Annotated in this window: 15 protein-coding genes; all 15 read right to left on the bottom strand. The window is 69.3% G+C overall.

The features are described 5' to 3' along the window. Positions 1-21: 21 nt before the first annotated feature. Positions 22-1,350, bottom strand: coding sequence for an MATE family efflux transporter (locus tag B042_RS22660; protein ID WP_051415590.1), 1,329 nt, complete (start codon positions 1,348-1,350; stop codon positions 22-24). After that, entirely contained in the window at positions 1,347-2,510 is a 1,164-nt protein-coding gene (locus tag B042_RS0109870) for an acyl-CoA dehydrogenase family protein (RefSeq protein ID WP_028648151.1), read from the bottom strand. The genes B042_RS22660 and B042_RS0109870 overlap by 4 nt, the downstream gene beginning before the upstream one ends. Continuing rightward, positions 2,507-3,172: an acyl-CoA dehydrogenase family protein gene (locus B042_RS24345; protein WP_051415589.1), complete on the bottom strand. Its 666-nt coding sequence runs from the start codon at positions 3,170-3,172 to the stop codon at positions 2,507-2,509. Before B042_RS24345 ends, B042_RS0109870 begins: the two co-directional genes overlap by 4 nt. A 2-nt stretch (positions 3,173-3,174) precedes the next feature. Then, positions 3,175-4,068 carry a hypothetical protein gene (locus tag B042_RS0109860; protein WP_028648150.1) on the bottom strand — a complete coding sequence of 298 codons (894 nt, stop codon included), beginning with the start codon at positions 4,066-4,068 and terminating at the stop codon, positions 3,175-3,177. 3 nt (positions 4,069-4,071) lie between these two features. Further along, positions 4,072-4,350 (bottom strand): acyl carrier protein, encoded by a 279-nt coding sequence (locus B042_RS0109855; RefSeq protein WP_028648149.1) that lies wholly within the window; start codon positions 4,348-4,350, stop codon positions 4,072-4,074. 3 nt (positions 4,351-4,353) lie between these two features. Beyond that, positions 4,354-5,646, bottom strand: a complete 1,293-nt coding sequence (locus B042_RS0109850; RefSeq protein WP_028648148.1) for a type III PLP-dependent enzyme — start codon at positions 5,644-5,646, stop codon at positions 4,354-4,356. Next, positions 5,643-7,019, bottom strand: a complete 1,377-nt coding sequence (locus tag B042_RS0109845) for an ATP-grasp domain-containing protein (RefSeq protein ID WP_028648147.1) — start codon at positions 7,017-7,019, stop codon at positions 5,643-5,645. The genes B042_RS0109850 and B042_RS0109845 overlap by 4 nt, the downstream gene beginning before the upstream one ends. Positions 7,020-7,038: 19 nt before the next feature. Beyond that, the gene (locus B042_RS0109840; protein WP_028648146.1) at positions 7,039-7,974 is read right to left on the bottom strand and encodes a ketoacyl-ACP synthase III family protein; all 936 of its coding nucleotides are present in this window, start codon (positions 7,972-7,974) and stop codon (positions 7,039-7,041) included. Further along, positions 7,971-8,261 carry an acyl carrier protein gene (locus tag B042_RS0109835; protein ID WP_028648145.1) on the bottom strand — a complete coding sequence of 97 codons (291 nt, stop codon included), beginning with the start codon at positions 8,259-8,261 and terminating at the stop codon, positions 7,971-7,973. The genes B042_RS0109840 and B042_RS0109835 overlap by 4 nt, the downstream gene beginning before the upstream one ends. Positions 8,262-8,296: 35 nt before the next feature. Continuing rightward, complete coding sequence (locus B042_RS0109830; protein WP_028648144.1) at positions 8,297-10,027, bottom strand: acyl-CoA dehydrogenase; 1,731 nt, start codon at positions 10,025-10,027, stop codon at positions 8,297-8,299. Next, entirely contained in the window at positions 10,024-11,736 is a 1,713-nt protein-coding gene (locus B042_RS22650) for an acyl-CoA dehydrogenase (protein ID WP_051415588.1), read from the bottom strand. Before B042_RS22650 ends, B042_RS0109830 begins: the two co-directional genes overlap by 4 nt. Before the next feature lie 44 nt (positions 11,737-11,780). Then, positions 11,781-13,586 (bottom strand): fatty acyl-AMP ligase, encoded by a 1,806-nt coding sequence (locus B042_RS22645; protein ID WP_081748701.1) that lies wholly within the window; start codon positions 13,584-13,586, stop codon positions 11,781-11,783. A 551-nt stretch (positions 13,587-14,137) separates the two neighbouring features. After that, positions 14,138-14,845, bottom strand: a complete 708-nt coding sequence (locus B042_RS22640; RefSeq protein WP_197024239.1) for a LuxR C-terminal-related transcriptional regulator — start codon at positions 14,843-14,845, stop codon at positions 14,138-14,140. Between the two features lie 719 nt (positions 14,846-15,564). Next, the gene (locus B042_RS0109810; protein WP_051415585.1) at positions 15,565-16,959 is read right to left on the bottom strand and encodes an MBL fold metallo-hydrolase; all 1,395 of its coding nucleotides are present in this window, start codon (positions 16,957-16,959) and stop codon (positions 15,565-15,567) included. A 77-nt stretch (positions 16,960-17,036) separates the two neighbouring features. After that, the gene (locus tag B042_RS0109805) at positions 17,037-17,777 is read right to left on the bottom strand and encodes a hypothetical protein (RefSeq protein ID WP_028648142.1); all 741 of its coding nucleotides are present in this window, start codon (positions 17,775-17,777) and stop codon (positions 17,037-17,039) included. Between the last annotated feature and the right edge of the window lie 56 nt (positions 17,778-17,833).

The following is a 17,833-nucleotide window of genomic DNA, read 5'->3' as shown; positions in this document are numbered from 1 at the left end:
GTCCTTTCCTTGCGCCACCTTCTACGACTGCTGGGGGGATTCGGCCACGGCCTGCGTACGCTGGAGGCGTCGGACGTGCCACAGAACGGCCGCCACGACCACCCCGCCGAGGAGGTTGAAGAACGCCATCGTCTGGTACAGGGGCATCACGTCCCCCGCGCCGCGGGCGAGGTAGCCGCCGATCACGCAGATGAGACCGAAATACGTGGCGTTCAGGATCACGGCGAGCGCGCCAGCGCCCGTCTGTTCGAGGACCGAAAGCGAGGCCAGCACCACCCCGAGGAACAGGTAGGTGGGTGCGACCACCGCCAGGAAGGAGGCCGCCTCGGACGCCGTACCGGGGTCCTGGGCGATCGCGAGCGCGATCCAGTCGCGCCCCGACCAGCACACGAGGGCGATCAGCGCGTATAGCACACCGGTGATGGCCAGGCCCGCGTGGACCACCTTGCGGAGACGGTCGAACTCCTCCCGGCCCCGGCACTGGTTCACCACGATCGCGGTCGCGGACCCGATGGCCATGCCCGGCACGATGATCATCGTCTGCAGGGTGTAGGCCACCGCGAAGCCCGCGATGGTGGCGGCTCCGAAGACGCTGACCACCCATGTGAGCGCGAAGTTGCTGCCGAAGATGACGCCGTAGGCCGCACCCACCGGGACTCCGACCTGCTTCAGGAGCGTGGACTCACTGCGCCCGCCGACCGGGCTGTCCCGGCGCCACAAGCCGACGCGCCAAAGCAGCCAGCATCCCGCCGCGGTGACGATCACACCGGACGCGGCGATCGCGACCGGGACGGACCACAGCCCCCAGCCGACCGTGCCCGGCAGGCCCAGCAGCGCGACCCCGACCACCTCCAGGCCGCCGGCCGTGAGGAGCAGCGCCGCCGCCGACCGCGGCCGCTCGGCCCCGCGCAGAACCGCGGCGCACACGACCGGGCCGATCCCCGTGATCTGGGCCAGGGCCACCCACCGCACGAACCATTCGAACTGCTCACGGACGTCCGGCCGCACGGACAGCAGGTCCGCCAGCAGCGGCGCGCCGAACACGAAGACCGCGCTCACCACGGCCGTCGCCGCGAAGCCCACACGTGCGAGCCACCAGGCCGAGGCCGCCGCCGAGTCGTACCGCCGCCCGGCACCCAGCGCCACGGCGACCTGTGTGGTCACCGCGATGCTGATCTGGACGGCGATGAAGGCGAAGACGACGGGCATGAAGAGCGAGCGCACGTAGAGCGCATCGTCACCCATCCACCCGATGAGCGCGATCACCACGACGGGGACCGCCGTACCGATACCTTCCGCCAGGATCATCGGCCCCGCGTAGCGCAGGACACCCTGCCACTCCCGTTTCATGCGATCCTTCCAGTAACTACTCCTTGCGCGACGTTGAGCCGCTGCATGTGGGTCGTCCCCTCCATGAACTCCACTCCTCTGGCGTCCCTGGCCAATTTCTCCGGGCGGGGGTGGGAGAATCGCGCCCCCGGACCGAGCAGTTCCAGGGCCCGGAGCGTGACCTGTTCGGCGAGTTCCGTGGCCCGGGCCTTCGCTGCGGACGCCAGAGCGCCCCGGGCGGGATCGTGGTCGACGCTCATCGCGGCCCGCCACACCAGCTGGCGCGTGCCCGACAGCCGGTCCGCCAGGTCCGCCAGCGACTCCCCAGCGCCCCGCACCAGTTCGGCCCGGTGCTGTTCGAGGTAGTCGTAGGCCGCTTGGGCGATGCCGAGGGCGAGCGCGGCCACCCCGGGACGAAACTGGTTGAACATCCGGGTGGCCCCGTGCATACCGCGTGAGGACGCGGGAAGGTGGCGCCCCAGGACACGGTCCTCGGGGATCGCGACCCCGTCGAGGCGCACCGCGCAGATCTGGGCTCCGCGCAGGCCGATGGTCGGCAGTGGAGAGGCGTGGAACCCCGCGGCACCCGTCTCCACCATCACCGCGGAGATCCCCAGAGGTCCGGGGCCGGTCCGCGCGAACACCGTGCCCAGCCGGGCACGTGCCGCGTTGCCGACGTAGCGCTTCTCCCCCGTGAGGACCGGCAGGCCGCCGTCGGCTGCCGGGGCCAGCGCCGTCCGCATGGCCGAGGCGTCCGAACCGTGGTCGGGTTCGGTGAGGCCGAAGAACGTCCACACGGGCTCGTCGGCGTCGTCTGCGCAGTGCTCGAAGAACCACTTCTGCTGCGCTTCGTCACCCAGGAGGGCGACGATGCCTCCCGACAGGGAGGGCCCGGGAGCGGCGAGGAAGGCCCCGGCGTCGCCGCGGCCGAACTCCTCCACGGCGATCACGCGCTCCAGCGCCCGGTCACCGTGGAAGGAGTGGCCCGACTCCCGCAGAGCCGTGTCCTGGAACTCGGGGGGGATCATCATGCGGGAGATGTAGCGGACCGCCACCGCATCGGCGAAACGGCCCGTGTCCTGTGGATCACGGTCCAGGTCCGTGCCGAGTTCCCTCAGCTCCTCGCCCCACTCACGGGCGGCCAGCCTCAGTACCCGCAGACGATCGTCCAGCTCGATCACCGTGTCCCCCCTTCACACCCGCCGTCACCGGCCACCGGTTCCAGATAGGCGTCCGCCATCAGTTCCGACAGGTAGGCCACCTGCCCCGGGCCGTCACTGAGGAAGCCGGAGGCCCCGAACAGTCTCAGGACGCACCGGTCCGCCGCTGTGACGCGGCGGCTGGCCCGGCACAGCACCGCGTGGTCGTCCGGACGCTCCGTCGAGCCGGTGAGCAGGCTTTCCGCTATGGCCTGCTCCGTCGCGGCCCACGCCAGATCGCTCCCCACGAGCTGCTGGTGGACGAGTGCCCTTCCCCCGGCCTTGCGCTTGCGCAGCCGGGCCACCGCCCGGTCCCGCAGCCACAGGGACAGGCCCAGGCGGATCGCGGCGACACCGGCCGACCACCCCGGGGGCGGGTCCGGAGCGCGTTCGGCCGTGGCGGGCCGCGCGAGCAGGGACCACGACCGGCCCGCCACGGAGATCCCGGCGACCGGCTCGGCGGCGGGGCCCGCCGCGCCGGATACCGAACCGCAGGTCAGGCCGTGTCCGGAGGGGCCGAGGACCGGGGCTTCGGGCAGCCCTTCGGACAGTGCCCTCCATGCCTCGTCCGGGGAACCCTGACGGGCCTCCACGAACCACGGCCGGTCCGTCACGGCCTCCGCGGCGGGTGCAGGGCTCCGCATCGTCACCGTCCCTCCAGTCCCGTTGCGACCGCACAGAAGTATCCGAGCACCGGGTCGTATTCGACCACCGCCACGGTGCCCCCGCCCGGGGCGGTCCCCGCGCGGTGCGCCTCGCTCCACACCGAGGTGCAGACCAGGTCGGACGGGGCGCGCCGGACGGTGACGTCCGGCCCGGGGGCGTCGGGCCCGGGGACCTGCCGCCCCAGGATGAGCGTGCACGGGCCGAGGGACCGGGACCGCACGTCGGCGAGGACCTCCCCGACCGCCCGTGCGGCGCCGGCCGCGTCGACCGGTGTGGCCTGCCAGTGCAGCAGACCCCCCGCGCCGCCGAGGAGCAGCGCGACTCCGAGGTCGCGACCCGGAACGGGGGTCTCCGGCGGAGGCTCCCAGGGGATCGCCGCCTGGTCCAGGGCGAGCACCAGCACCCGTTCCTCGGAGTCCGCGCGCAGAGTCGCGCCGGCGATGCGCAGAGCGGTGAACGGGGCCGTCACCCCTTGATCGGACACGGCGAAGGCCGTGGTGAGCCCGGGTGAGGAGTGGACCATCGAGGCGCACACCGAGTGCCCGGTCTGGTCGTCCGGCATGGCGTAGGCGAGGACGGCTCGGTCGATGCGTCCCGTGCTGGAGAGCGCCTCGTCCAGGAGACGGCGCGCCAGCCGGTTGTAGGCGGTCTGCGCGGGATCCCTGCTGCGCAGCCCCTGGTAGACCTGCCCGTAGGCGGACAGCATGTCATCCAGGTACTCGTCGACCTCGCTCTGGAGCCCCGGCGCCTCGGCGATCTCCGCACCGGGCGACGCCGACAGGTCGTGGTGGAAACTCCTCAGTATCCTCGCGGTCGTGCGGGTCGGCTCCGGAAGGACCCGGGCCTCTCTTCGGGACTGTTGGGCGACGGTCACGGGCTAGGCCTTCATCATCCCGGAGACGAAAGCGGCCAGGCTGTCCACCGTCTCGAAGTGACTGAACTCCAGGGTGTCCGTGTCGAACTCGATGTCCATCTCCGCCTCGAGTTCGACCAGCATCTCCAGGACGTTGGTCGAGTCGAGTCCGAGGTCGTCGAACAGGCGTGTCGAACGCACGATCTCGACCCCCTCGTCCGTGACGAAGCCGGCGAGTACCCCGGTGATCCGTGCGACGGTCTCTTCTCCGGCCTTCGCGGTCTCAGCGTCGGTTCGTTCCATGGTTCAGACTCCGTCTTCTCTCTTCGTCATCAGGGCTTCGTGCACGGGTTGGCGGTCCAGGATGTCGGCGACGCTCTCCCGTTCGTGGACCAGCAGCGGCGTCCCCTGGTGGACCAGGACCTCGGCCGGGTAGCCGTGGCTGAGGAAACGGGTGGGCGACGCGGTGGGACCGTAGGCTCCGGAGCGGTGCACACCGATCAGGTCGCCGACCTCGACCCGCGGCAGTTCGACGTTCTTGCCGAGGGTGTCGTTGGGGGTGCACAGCGGGCCGGTCACGTTCCACTTCCCGTCCGCCGGCTCCTGGGCGCGGTTGAGGACGCTCATCGGGAAGTTCCTCTTGGCGAAGGAACCGATCCCCACGGCGGCCATGTGGTGGTTGGTCCCGCCGTCGGCGACCGCGAAGAGCTGGCCCATGGACTCCTTGACGTAGCGGACACGCGCCACGTACAGACCCGCGCTGCCGGTGAGGTACCGTCCGAGCTCCATGAACACGCGCGATTCCGGGTGCTGCTCGCGGAATTCCCCGACAGCGTCGTTGACGCCTCGCGCCAGCACTTCGATGTCCGGGTCGCTCTCGCCCGAGAAGTAGGCGACACCGATCCCGCCGCCGAAGTCGACCAACTCCAGCGGGAAACCCAGCCTTTCCGACAGGCGCTGGGCCATGCCGAGGATCTGTCTGGTGTTCTCGACCACCGTGCCCGCGTCCAGGATCCGCGTACCGAGGTAGGCGTGCACCCCCATCAGCCGGATGGAGCCGTAGCGGTCGGCGAGGCCGGGGTCGGACATGAGGAGGCCCTCGTCGATCCCGAACTGGCGGGGCTTTCCGCCCATTCTCAGACCGGCCCCCCGCGCCGCTTCCACGGGGTTGACCCTCAGCGCCACCGGTGCGGTGATCCCCATGTCCCGGGCGATCCCGTCGATGAGGTCGAGTTCGCCGTAGGACTCGCAGATCAACGAGTGGACTCCGTCGGCCAGGGCCTCGGAGATCTCCCCCTCGCTCTTTCCCGGTCCGAGGAAGATCGTGTCGGAGGGGGCGATACCGGCTTTGCGCGCCACCGCGAGCTCGGCCGCCGAGGACACCTCGGCCCCGGCCCCCAGCCCCCCGAGGAGCGAGCAGACCGACAGGTTGGGGTTGGCCTTGAGGGAGTAGAGGATCTCGACGGCGGGGTGGAGCGGCTCGCGGATCCGCCGGTAGGTCCGCTCCAGTTCCTCCCCGTCGTAGACGTAGAGGGGGGTACCGAACCGCTCGGCGAGTTCGGTGACGGCGATTCCTTGGATTCGGTGCTGTTCGCTCACGCGCTGCTCACCTCTCCTTTCTCGATGTCGGCGAGGGTGCGGCCGAGTCGGTCGTCCAGGGCCGCGACCGACTCCGCGTCCGGTCCGACCAGGAAGGCGTACAGACGTCCGTCGAAGTGCTCACGGCCCTTCGACGGGCCTCCGACGGCGTTGACCGTGGCGAAGTTGTTGATGACGATCCCCGGTTCGCCCGGCGAGCCGGCCATCAGGGGGTCCAGTTCCTTGCGCAGGACCGAGAACGGCAGCGGAGCGTTGAGCCGCAGCGGATACTGCCGGGCCTCGGCATGGTTCTGGTCCCGCATGAAGACCTCCTGCAACACGGCCTGGTAGGTGGACATGTTGTAGCGGGCGTTGATCTCGGTGAGGGGGTAGGCCCGGCCGTCCGTCCCGAGGAGGGCGTCGATACCGACGACCCCCCGGTAGCCCTCGTCGGCCAGTGCCCGGCCGATCGCCAGGCCCGCGTCACGGATCTCGGCCTCGTGGCCGGGGGTGAGGCCCGCCGGCATGCGGTGGCCCTTGTGCACCCCGTTCTCGGTGATGGCCTCCTTGACGAAGTCGAATTCGACCGACCCGTCCTTGGCGACGAGGACCTGGTAGTTCAGGTCCTTGTCCTTGGAGATCCACTCCTCGAGGATCAGGCCCAGCTTGCCGCTGCGGCTGTGGGACCGCTCCACGGTGCGCTTCAACCAGTCGAGCCGGCGCCGGTCCTCCAGGACCATCACGCCCTTGCCGGACACACCGAAGGCGTCCTTGGCGACCATCGTGCGGCCGTCGGCCAGGACGCCCTCGGCGTACTCCACGGCCTCGGCGAGCTCCTCGGGGGTCTCACAGACCATCCCCTGGGGCTGGCGGATGCCCAGGCGGTCGGCGAGCCTGCGGCTGAAGAGCTTGCTGTTGACCCGCTTGCACAGGTCGGCCGGGCTCGTGGCGAGGCGGAGCCCGCAACGCTCGGCCACCTCCTGCTCCAGATCGGACACGCCGTGGGGCGCCAGGTAGGCCCCCTGCCGACCGAGCTCCTCCAGGTGGGCAAGGGTGCCCGGATCGTCCAGGACGTCCTTGGTCACGGTCCTTCCGGTCCGCTGCTCCCCCACCGCGTGCACTCGCGACCGGGCCAGCCCGTAGTCGGCCAGGTAGGCGTGGAAATCGGGGTCCGGGGCGGTCTTGAGCAGGACGTGGTCGGCCGCTTCACCGAGTAGCAGGGCGAACTCGTCCATGCGGTGGGTGACGGCTCTGGCTCCGTGCGACGAGAGGGTCGGCAGACCGGCCTCACCCTGCGCCCACTGTTCCTCCACCTCGATGTTCCCGAGGAAGACGAAGACGGATTCGGGGCCGTCCGCCACGGCGGATTTCAGTCTTTTCGCGAATGTGGACATTGCGAAGAATCATGTCCTCTCAGTGCTGGAAAACCATGGCCGAGAAAGTGGCTCCCAACCCGACGGCGGCCATCAGGTAGTAGTCGCCCGAACGGAGGGAGCCATGGTCCACGGCCGAGCGGTAGTTGATGAAGGAATCCGCGCAGAAGCAGTGTCCGACCCAGGAGACGTTGTCGAGAAAAGCCTGGTCGGCCGGGTATCCCATCCGTTTGCACAAGCGCCTCCACGAATGCCTGTTGACGTTGTGCGGCAGGATCAGCCGCAGATCCTCGAGCCCGATACCGGCTTCTTCGAGCGCCTGTGTGATCACGTCGGTCAGGGTCTTCTCGTAGACCTCCTGGAAACGGCTGGAGACCTCCGGATCCATCCACAGGCCGGCCGCGAACTCACCGCGGGTCAGGGAGGCGTAGCTGCGCAGGGTGTCGCCGCCGGTGTCCCCGGACCGCAGGAGGACCGCGGCCGCACCCTCACCCATGTACGTGGTGTCCGGGATGTACTGGGCCAACGGGGTGAAGGCCTTCTCCCCGGTGATGAGCAGGCCTAGGGCCTCGGGGTCTCCGTCGGCCCGCAGCAGCCGCCCGATGAGGTCGACCGCCAGCAGCCCGCTCGCGCAGGCGTGCTCGGTGAGAGTGAACGCCGAGGCGTGCTCCAGCCCGAGTCTCCGGCGCGCGTCGTGCAGGGGGTTGGCCGGGTAGGGGGACACCGTGTGCAGGGTCCGCGCGTGGACGAGGTAGCGCACACGGTGCTCCTGTCCGGACAGGGCCTTCAGCCCGTCCACGGCCGAGACCATGAGGTCGGTGAGCGACTGCTCCCTGCCGTAGCGGACCTCCGAGAGCCCGTAGAACCTCTTGTAGAGGCGCAGCTGGCGCGGGGTCTGCCCGGTCCTCTCGCTGATCTCGTCGATCGTTACCGGCTCGGAGGGCAGGTACGCGGACACGGCTTCGAGTGCTGTCATGGCGTGCCGGCCCCCTGCCGCCCCGACCCGGCGACGAGTTCGGTCAGGTGATCGGCCAACGCACGGATGGTCGCGTAGTCCCAGAGAAGCGTGTCCGAGACGGTGATCCCCAGAAAGTCCTCGATATCGGCGCAGAAGGTCAGGGCGTAGACGGAGTCCAGTCCGTGGTCCGTGAACAGCGTGTGCTGGTCGATCTCCTCCGGTTTCCGGTCCAGGTAGGTGGCCACCTGCCGGGTCAGCCACTGCTCCAGATCGTTGACAGGGGCCTCGTTCTTGTCTTCGGGCATCGGATCCCTCCTCGGTGCGTGCGGTGTGACCGGGGTCAGGACGGCAGTCGGCGTCGTGACAGGTCGAAGGACTCAGCGGCCTCGTACCGCTCGGCCAGTTGTGAGTACAGGCGCTCGCGCACCGGACCGATGTCGTCGACCCCGGCGTGTCCCAGGCCCCGGGCCAGGCGGTGGAGCGCGGCGATCAGCCAGGCGGGGTCCTGGAGCGCCGGGTCCCCGCGGGTCCCCGACTCCAGCCAGACGTTGAGGCAGGCCGACGCGGACAGCAGGGCCGCGTAACGCGCCGGAAGCCGAAGGACCTCCGGTGGGGCGTCCACCCCGATGTCCGACGGGCGCAGCAGCGCGCACTCCCGGCGCAGGGCCTCGGACTCGTCGAGCAGCTGCCCGACGAGCGTGCGGAGCTCCGCGGCCTCCGCGCCCTCGGCGGCACCGTCCGCCGCCATGCGCTCGGCCCCCGTGGCCAGGGCCGTCAGGAGGCTGTCGCGCCCCCGCCCGAAGAGGCTCAACCGCTGGAAGGGCAGTGCTCCCACTTCGACGTCCGGGCGGAACACCTCGGAAGGCGCCTCGGGGCCCTCCGTCCAGCCGCGGCGGGCGAGCACGGGCATCTGCGGCAGCATCGTGACGAGACAGGCGACGCGGGCGGCGTGGCCGAACCCCGCGAGCTTGAGGTCCCGCAGCAGCTTCTGGAAGGCGCCGTAACGGCCCTCGCGCAGGTAGAAGTTGGCGCCGAGCACGGCAGACAGGCTGTCCATAGCCCCCATCAGGTGCCCGGAGACCTGGTACTTCACCGCCGAGGCGTGGACACTCGACTGCCCGGTCAGCAGGTGCACGCCGCGCGCGGCCACGGTCGTGGCGCAGTCGCTGATCAACAGGTCCACGAAGGCGTCGGCCAACTGCGCCCGGACGGTCGGCAGCGCCGACACGGGTGCGCCGTAGAGTTCGCGCTCCACGGCGAGCCTCTGTGCGAGGCGCAGGCCCGAGTCGAGGACGCCGCACAGCATCCCGGGCAGGGCGATGCGGGTGAGCTGGAAGGACCGCAGGGCCGTCTCGGTGCCCTGGCCCTCGTCGCCCAGCACGGCGGAGTCGGGGACGGGGCAGTCGCGAAACTCCATCCCGCCCAGCTGCACGCCCCGCATGCCCACGCTCGGCCAGCGCCGCAGGTCGACGAGTGTCTCGGGGGGGAGCGCGGCCTTATCGATCAGCAGCTGTGAATGGTTGCGGCTGCCCCGGCCCTCAGCGGTGCGTGCCAGCACCACCAGTGCCCTCGACCGCTGGATGTTGCACACCACTTCCTTGCGGCCTGACAGGAGGAGGCGCCCGGAGGCGTCCCTCACCGCGGCGCAGTCGGTGCCGGCGAAGTCGTTGCCGTGGGCCAGCTCGTGATAGGCGGCCGCGATCCGCTGGCCGCTCAGGAGCAGGGAGGCCGCCTCTCGGCACTGGTCCTCGTCACCGGCCGACCAGACGTTGACGCCGGCGATGAACGAGCTGAACCCGTATCCGAGGCCCAGTGAGGGATCGCGGCGGTAGACGGCCCGCATGATGCCGATGAACGTGTCCAGGCCGCGCAGCCTGCCGCCGTACTCGGAGGGGACGAACTCGGCGTTGAGCCCGAAGTCGTCCAGGGCCCGCTCCCCTGCGGCGAACATCAGGTCGGCCTCGTCGGCCTCCAGAAGGGGACCGTACCCCAGGGGGTTCCCGACGTCCTCCGGGTCCCCGAGCAGGCGCTCCAACGTGTCGACCCTGTCGGCCGGGTTCGGTGTGCTCATCGGCGGAGCTCCTCTTCATCCATGGGACTGGGCAGCCTGTCCGCCTGGCCGAGGTGGACCTCCAGCGCGTCGGCGACGGCGCCGTACACCTCCCGGGCCCCGGGCCGGCCTTCCAACCGGGAGAGGACGAACGCCAGGGACGCCCGCAGGCACAGCTCGTCGAACTCGGCGTCCGTATCCCCTCGGCCCACACGTGTGAGGAACGTGTGGATCACGGCCGAGGCCGCGACGCAGAGCTCGTAGGACCTGGCCGTGTCGAACAGCTCCGCGCCGATGCGTGCCGTGCGCGTGTCGTCGTCGACGAAGCCCGCGTGCATCCGGTCGCACAGGTCCAGGACGCGCCGGGCGGAGCGGATCGCGGCCGGGGAGGCGCCCGCCGCGCGCAGTCCGTCCACCGCGTACGGCAGGGCCTGCAACAGGCTGCACCCGGTCCGCGAGATCATGCGGAGCCGGCCGTCCCGGGGCAGGGGGGCGTTCGGGTCGACGGCCGCGTGCAGTCCACGCTCCCGGAGTTCACCGTCACGCCAGCACGTGCCCAGCCGGGGGAACTGCCGGATCAGCGACTGGCGGTTGACGTAGCGGTTGCCGTCGAAGATGCCGACGATCCGATGGTCCCGTTCCAGTTTCTGGAAGCTACCCGACCGCAGTTCCTCCCTCAGGAAGGCACGGGATCCGAGCAGCTCTCCGCATCCGATGACCACGTCGTCGACGATCTCGGGCACCAGTGCCTTGACCACGGCGGAGTAGACGCTCATCTCCTCCGGCAGGGCGTGCACCGACCTGCCCGCCACCATCGACAGCGCCTCGACGGTGTGGCGGGCGGCGAACAGCTCACCGAACTTGGCGCGTACGTGCGGAAAGCCTCGCAGGGCCTTGCCGTACAGATACCGCTGCCGCACGAAATGCCAGGTCACGTCGAGGGCGTGGTCGGCCGCTCCCAGGGACAGGCCCGCGCAGATGGTGCGTGTGAGCTGGAACGCCTTGAGAACCAGCTCGAACCCGGCCCCGGGTGCACCGACGGTGCTCCCCTCCGGGACCAAGGCGCCGTCGAAGGCGATCCCGCTGATGTCCGCTCCCCGAATGCCCAGGGTGCGCGCCTTGGGCAGGTGCTCGTAGCCGTCCCCGGCGAGGGTGTCCTTGTCGACCAGGAGAAGGGTGAAGTCCCGGGCTCCGTTCCCGGCCCCCGTACGGGCCAGCACGGTCAGCAGGTCGCTGCGTGTGGCGTTGTTGACCGGCCACTTGCGCCCGCTGAGGCGGTATCCGGAGGGCGTGTGCTCGGCGAACGTCTCCCCGGAGCGCAGATCACTGCCGCGTCCCGGTTCGGTGAGGGCCCAGGAGACCACGGCTCCCCCGACGATCCGGTCGGCCAGGGCACGGGCCTGCTGCCCGGTGCGCCCCGCGGGGGACTCCTCGGCCGCGACCCAGCTGGTGGCTCCGCCCAGGAAGGTCTTGACGTGGGCGATGGCCACCGTGAGGTCCTTGCGGGAGACGGCGCGGATCACACGGATCAGATCGGTGTAGTCCCCCAGCCATCCGCCCAGCGCCTGGGGCACGTAGTAGCTGGGGACCCCGAGCCGGTCGAGTTCGAGGCAGGCCGCGGCGGGGAACTCCTCGGCCTCGTCCAGGCGTGCCTGTACGGGCTCGGTGAACGGCTCGGAGCGCTCCAGGTGTTCGTCCAGCGCGGACGGGGTCAGGTGGGGCACCGTCATCGTGTCTCCGCGCGGGGGGCGAGACGGGGAAGGTGTCACAGCGTTCATCGCTTCTCCCCCCGAACCCGGCTCAGGGACTCGGGGACCGCGTCGCTCAGCGCGGGTGACACCCGCACCGCCACCGGTTTGAGCTCCCCGTCGAGGAGGGCCGAACGCATCTTCAGCCGCTGGATCTTTCCGCTGGTGGTGCGTTTGACCCCGCCACGGCGTACGAGTACGACAGCGCCCAGGGCCACCCCGAACTCCCGCGAGACGCTCCGGTGGATCCGGGTGAGCACCTCCTCGAGCCGATCGGCGTCGGCACCGCGCGGCTGCACCTCGTGAACGAGGGCGATCTCCTCCTTGTCCTCGGCACCGCGCACGGTGAAGGCCGCACCGATGCCGTTCTCCAGGCACACGTCCGCCGACCGTGCCGCGGCCTCGAGGTCATGCGGGTAGATGTTGCGGCCGTGGTAGATGAGGACTTCCTTCATCCGGCCGGTGACGTAGAGCCCTCCGCCGTGGACCACGGCCAGGTCGCCCGTACGGAGGAACCCGCTCCGCCCGTCGGAGGTGGCCGCGTCGAACGACGCCCTGGTCTCCTCGGGACGGTCCCAGTACCCGTGCGTCACGCTGGAGCCGCTGATCCAGATCTCCCCCACCGCGCCGTCGGGCAGGACATCCCCTGTGTTCGGGTCGACGATCAGCAGCCGTGTGTCGGAGCCGGGGATCTCGACGTCGCCGCAGCGCACGAGTTCGCGTCCCGGCTCGTCCCCGGGGACCGGGTGGAACTCGCCCTTCTCCAGGCGTGCCGCGTCGACGCGGACCACGGTGGGGGGTTCGTCCCCGGCGTCGCAGGTCACCATGAGGGTCGCCTCGGCCAGCCCGTAGCCCGCGACCAGGGTTCCGGGACGGAATCCGAAGTCCTCGAACCGCCGTGAGAAACGGCGCAGGGTCGCGGGCAGCACCGGTTCGGCACCGTCAAGCGCCCACTTCCACCGCGAGAGATCGATCCCCTCGGCCTGTTCATCGGTGATACGGCGAACACACAGGTCGTAACCGAAGTTCGGAGAGGAGGAGAAGTCGAGGTCGCGTTGGTCGATCAGGTGGAGCCAGGAGTGCGGACGCCGCAGGAAGGCGGACGCCGGCATGTGGACTGTGCTCGCCCCGTAGTAGAGGGGGAACAGGAACATGGACAGCAGGCCGAAATCGTGGTGCATCGGCAGCCAGCCGCCGAAGCGGTTCTCGGATCCGCACCCGTTGACCCGGCTGAAGTGCTCGGCGTTGTCAACGATGTTGTGGTGGCGCACCACGACGCCGCGGGGCGTGCTCGTCGATCCGGAGGTGAACTGGAGGAAGGCGACATGGTCGGGTCCGGTCCCGGGGTCGCTCCAGGCGCCGGGGCCGGGAAGTTCCTCGGACCGGTCGGTCACGATGACGGGAGGAGCGTCGTCGAGGGTGCCGACCCATGCCCCGGTGTCCCCCACCGCTGATTCCTCGGTCAGCAGAGCGGACGCTCCGATACTGCGGATCATCTCTCCCGACCGGTCGCTGCGGTGCCGCTGGCCGTCCGGCAGCGGGGCGACCGCCGGTACGACCCCGGCGTAGAGGCACCCGATGAACGCTGTGAAGAACGCCGTTCCCGGCGGGTACAGCAGCAGCGCGCGATCTCCCGGGGAGAAGTCGCGTTGCAGCAGGGCCGCCACACGACGGGCCCCCCGGTCGAGGGCCGCATAATCGAGGGTTTCTACCGAGTTCTCCAGGGGATTGGCCACGAAACTGACGGCTTCCTTGTTCGGAACCGAGTTCGCGTGCGCCACAAGGCAGGAGACAAGGGTGGGACCCGACTCGACCTTCGGAAGAACATCCATCAACTCACCTCTCGGTATCCCTCACCTCCGGAACACACCGATCATGCAGAGGTCCGCCGACCGGGACAAGGTGTGATCCAGCGGATGAACAGCCATACCCGACCGGGCATACCCGGTCGAATATCCGGCTCCGCGATGCGGAGAGAAGCGTGTTTCCCGAGGTCGTATCCGGTACGTCCGCCCGCCGGCCCACGTGTTCGACAGGAAGGTCGGCCACGACGTTCACCACTTCCTTCTCTTGAGACACCGATAATTCACTGTTTCCACGAGAGAACGCTGTTCCAGGGGTTGCTCCCCGCTGACCTGCTCGGATCACACCTCGGCGTGCCAGGAGGACCATCGATTCGGCCTTGACCGTCCTTTACGGCCGAAGTGACGCCGTACAGGACAGCAGGACAAGCCGCCCGGAAGGTCCATTTGCCATCCGGGAACCCCAGAAGCGCACCATACGTCTTCCACCTGCATCTTCACCGACAGCCACCGCCCCCTCGACACCCCATCTCGGGAGCGGTGATCCTGAAATTCAGAGCACAAATTCCTTTCATATTGGACTACAAAATTCCCTGGCGCATCGCCGATGCCACTGCAGAAGCACGGTTGGGGGCATCGAGTTTCGCGAGGACACTTGTCACCAACCGCTTTGCACCGTGCTCAGAAATACGAAGCCTCCGCCCGATCTGCCTATTACTGAGACCCTCCGAAAGAAGGATCAGGGTTTCGCGCTGGCGTTCGGTTATCCGAGTGGAACGTATCGCCGTCCTGACCTGGTGCGACCCCTGGAGCAGGAGCTCCCGTGCCACTTCAGAGGGCATGGGGAAGTCTCCGGACAGCACACGGGACACTGCGTCGGCGATGATCCCTGCATTCAACTTGCTTTGCAGGAGAAAGCCGTCAGCCCTAGAGAAATCCTCCATAAATTCGATTCGCGATGGATCTCTGATCAGGATCAAGACCTTGCAGGAAAGAGGGATATCGGACCACTGGACGGATCCGATGTCGGCATCGGCGAGAATCAGGACGCAGCGGGACAGGTCGATCGATCCGAAGTCGACGCTCCGAACGTCCCGAGAGATGAGTGGCACCCAGAGCGGGAATTCAGACATGAGGGTCCGCATACCCTGCCTCAGCACACTGTCCGCGACCGAGACGATCACCTGCGTGCCGACCAACTGATCCGAACAGTTCCGCCACAGCCCCGATTCACGCATCGGAGATTCGGAGTCCCGACTGACCAAGCAATTATCTTCTGCGCCACTCACGGTCATTATTTGATCCAAAAGATGGTATGAGCCGACTCGTTGACCGAGACCTCCAAGCCCCCGACGAGACCCCAGCACCCCTTTAACAAAGAACCCCAAGAGAGCATAAAAATAACCCCGCAATGATCGGAAGAACCAGCCAGCGGGGAAGAGAGCACCTGAACAAGACCTAAGACCCAAGAACCCCAGGAAAATTTAATCCAGTGAAGGAACATGAAAATTTCACACGCGGGACAAATATCACCAGGACCTCAGATCAGGGTGTGCGAATTTCGCTGGGAGCGCTCCCAACCGCATCGCAACGACCCCATGGTAGGGAGATCATCCTCACACTGTCAAGGCATGAGCATCCAAAAAGGGACGTTTCATGATTGGAGCGCTGCCGGTCGGCCCGGCTCGGAGGAGGAGGCTTCAGGCCGCACCGGAGATAGTCGGATAGAAAATGTCTGCCCTCCTTCCGGAGGGCCTGCCACCGAAGGTCCGGGGAAGTGAAGTCCTTGCACGTCCAAGCCTTTTCCGGAGGCACGGCGGACTCATGCCGCCGTGCCTCCGGCGCTCGCCGACACTGTGGGAATCGCGAACCAATCGGAATTCAGTACCGAACGGACTGCCGAAAGATCCCGGTTTCGGGCAGGGCTCACCCGGCTAACGACACGTGCCCGTTCTCTTCCTGAAACCGTTCGGGGAGGGCCCGCCGACCCCGCACACTGACCGGAGGGCTATGCGGAGGCGGTCACGGGGACGCCCTGATCGGCGGCGGTGGCGAAGTCGTCGTCCACGACCACCACCCGGCGGCCGACGCGGGCCAGCAGCGAGGCGGCGGCGGTGGCGCGGTAACCGCCGCCGCAGTGCACCCACACCGCCCCTTCCGGAACCTCGTCGACGCGCCGGGACAGTTCGGGCAGCGGAATGTGGACGGCACCGGCGACGTGGGAGCCCTCCCACTCGCGGCCGAGCCGCACGTCCAGCACCGCCCCGGGTTCGGGCAGGCCGTCGGGGACCCTCCCCTCCAGTGCGGCGGCCAGGTCGGCGAAGTCGGCGGTGTCCGTGGAACGGACCTGGCCGGGCTCCGCGGCCATCTGCTCGGGGGTTCCGGTGGCCGCGGCAGCGACGCGGTCGATACCGATCCGCACGAGGTCGCGCTGAGCCCGCGCGACCTCGTCGGCGCTCTGCCCCAGGAGGGTGAGCGGTGCCCCCCAGTCGATGAGCCAGCCCAGCCAGGTGGCCATCGGCCCGTCCAGGGCCAGGCTGACGGTTCCGGCCAGGTGGGCGCGGGCGTAGGCCTTGCGGTTGCGCAGGTCCACGACCCACTCGCCCGCCGCCAGGCGTAGGCGCAGGTGGTGCGGGTCCGCGACGGCGGGCGGGCGCAGGTCCACCGGTTCGGGACCGGCGAGGTTGGTCACGCCCATGTGGGCGTAGTAGGCGGGGTAGGTGTCCAGGCCCGCCAGGGTGTGGGCGACGAACTCGTCGGCGGCCAGCCGCAGCGCGGGGTTGCGCTCCCTCTCCCGCCCCACGGTGGAGGTGCCCCCCTCGGCCCGTGCCGCCGAGCAGAAGCCGCCGAAGCCGTGCGTGGGCCACACCTGTGCCCCCTCGGGGAGCAGGTCGGCGAGCCGGTGCGCGGAGGCGTGCTGGCGCCGGGCGAGGGCCTCGGCGTGCTCGCGGCCCAGCAGGTCGGTGCGGCCGGTGGTGCCGAACAGCAGTGAGCCGCCGGTGAACACACCCTCGGTACCGTCGGGGCCCTCCAGTACGTAGGCGAGGTGGTGGAAGGTGTGTCCGGGGGTGGCGACGGCGCGTACCCGCATGCGCGGGGAGACCTCCAGGAGGTCGCCGTCGGAGAGCGGTGTGCGCTGGAAGGCGACATGGTCGGCGGCGGCCATCGCGTAGGTCGCACCGGTCAGTCGGCACAGTTCCAGACCACCGGAGACGTAGTCGTTGTGGATATGGGTCTCCACCACGTGGGTGATACGCGTCCCGAGGCGGCCCGCGAGGGCGATGATCCGGTCGACGTCGCGCTGGGGGTCGACCACCAGGGCCGCCTCGCCGTCGTTGGCCAGGTAGCTGCGGTCCCCAAGCGAGGACGTCTCGATCACCCGGACGTCGATCCCGGACTCCATCGTCACCACTCCCCTGGCCCGCCGGATACCACGCGGGCGCCGGCGGGCCGTTGCTGTCAGTGTCCGGCGTGTGATCCTTACCGTCCGCTGTGCCGGAACACCCCCTTGCGATCGGCGGCACGGGGACGCGGCGCGGCGGGCCGCTCCCCCCCGTCCGGTGTGTCTTGCTCCCCCGGACCGGCCTCTGCCGCCGGTCCACCTCGCACCGCCGCCCAGGCCAGGGGCCAGAACGCCACGATCGCGGCGGCTCCGATCACGTAGCCGATGGTGAACAGCGGCGTCAGCATCGCCAGGCCCAGGACGACCAGGGCGACCACCACCAGGGCCGTCATCGTCCGGCCCGTGATCACGGTGCGCATGGCCCCCATCGCAAACGCCAGCGCGCCGCACAGGAAGGTGACCGCGCTGACCAAGAACATCACCACGGTCGACGGCCTCGTGGCCTGTACCAAGGCGAGGACGTCGGTTCCGGCCTGGCTCACCGCCGCGACGGCCGGCTCCTTCCCCGCCAACGCGGCGAGGAACACCAGGGCCACGGTGACCAGGGGCAGCCCAAAGGAGCTCCAGCGTTCCTCACCCGCCTCCCGCAGCATGTCGTGCAGCCCTTGGAAGGCCAGGGCGAGCAGGGCCAGCGCCACGACCGCCAGCACGTGCGTCAGGGACCACCGGGTCGGATCGGCCGCGATCACCTCCGCCAGACCCTCCGCAGTGACCGTGGTGTGCGCGAGAAAGGGGTGGTACAGGATCACGGCGAACAGGGCCACCGGCGCGGTGAACATGGTGACGGCTCGAAACCAGTCGCGCGTACGTGCGGGCATACTGCCCCCTCCGGTGCGGGAACCGGCCCGGGAGTCCGTGCGCCCCGGGCGCGAAC

The sequence above is a fragment of the Nocardiopsis sp. CNT312 genome (assembly GCF_000515115.1).
GTDB lineage: Bacteria > Actinomycetota > Actinomycetes > Streptosporangiales > Streptosporangiaceae > Nocardiopsis.
The sequence above is the reverse complement of the archived record's forward strand: the minus strand, read 5'-3'. Positions and strand labels throughout refer to the sequence as shown.

Bases quoted from the DNA above. Each gene is read 5' to 3' on its own strand.
- B042_RS22660 (WP_051415590.1), bottom strand. From the start codon at position 1,350: ATGAAACGGGAGTGGCAGGGTGTCCTGCGCTACGCGGGGCCGATGATC.
- B042_RS24345 (WP_051415589.1), bottom strand. From the start codon at position 3,172: ATGCGGAGCCCTGCACCCGCCGCGGAGGCCGTGACGGACCGGCCGTGG.
- B042_RS0109855 (WP_028648149.1), bottom strand. From the start codon at position 4,350: ATGGAACGAACCGACGCTGAGACCGCGAAGGCCGGAGAAGAGACCGTC.
- B042_RS0109845 (WP_028648147.1), bottom strand. From the start codon at position 7,019: ATGTCCACATTCGCGAAAAGACTGAAATCCGCCGTGGCGGACGGCCCC.
- B042_RS0109840 (WP_028648146.1), bottom strand. From the start codon at position 7,974: ATGACAGCACTCGAAGCCGTGTCCGCGTACCTGCCCTCCGAGCCGGTA.
- B042_RS0109835 (WP_028648145.1), bottom strand. From the start codon at position 8,261: ATGCCCGAAGACAAGAACGAGGCCCCTGTCAACGATCTGGAGCAGTGG.
- B042_RS0109830 (WP_028648144.1), bottom strand. From the start codon at position 10,027: ATGAGCACACCGAACCCGGCCGACAGGGTCGACACGTTGGAGCGCCTG.
- B042_RS22650 (WP_051415588.1), bottom strand. From the start codon at position 11,736: ATGACGGTGCCCCACCTGACCCCGTCCGCGCTGGACGAACACCTGGAG.
- B042_RS22645 (WP_081748701.1), bottom strand. From the start codon at position 13,586: ATGGATGTTCTTCCGAAGGTCGAGTCGGGTCCCACCCTTGTCTCCTGC.
- B042_RS0109810 (WP_051415585.1), bottom strand. From the start codon at position 16,959: ATGGAGTCCGGGATCGACGTCCGGGTGATCGAGACGTCCTCGCTTGGG.
- B042_RS0109805 (WP_028648142.1), bottom strand. From the start codon at position 17,777: ATGCCCGCACGTACGCGCGACTGGTTTCGAGCCGTCACCATGTTCACC.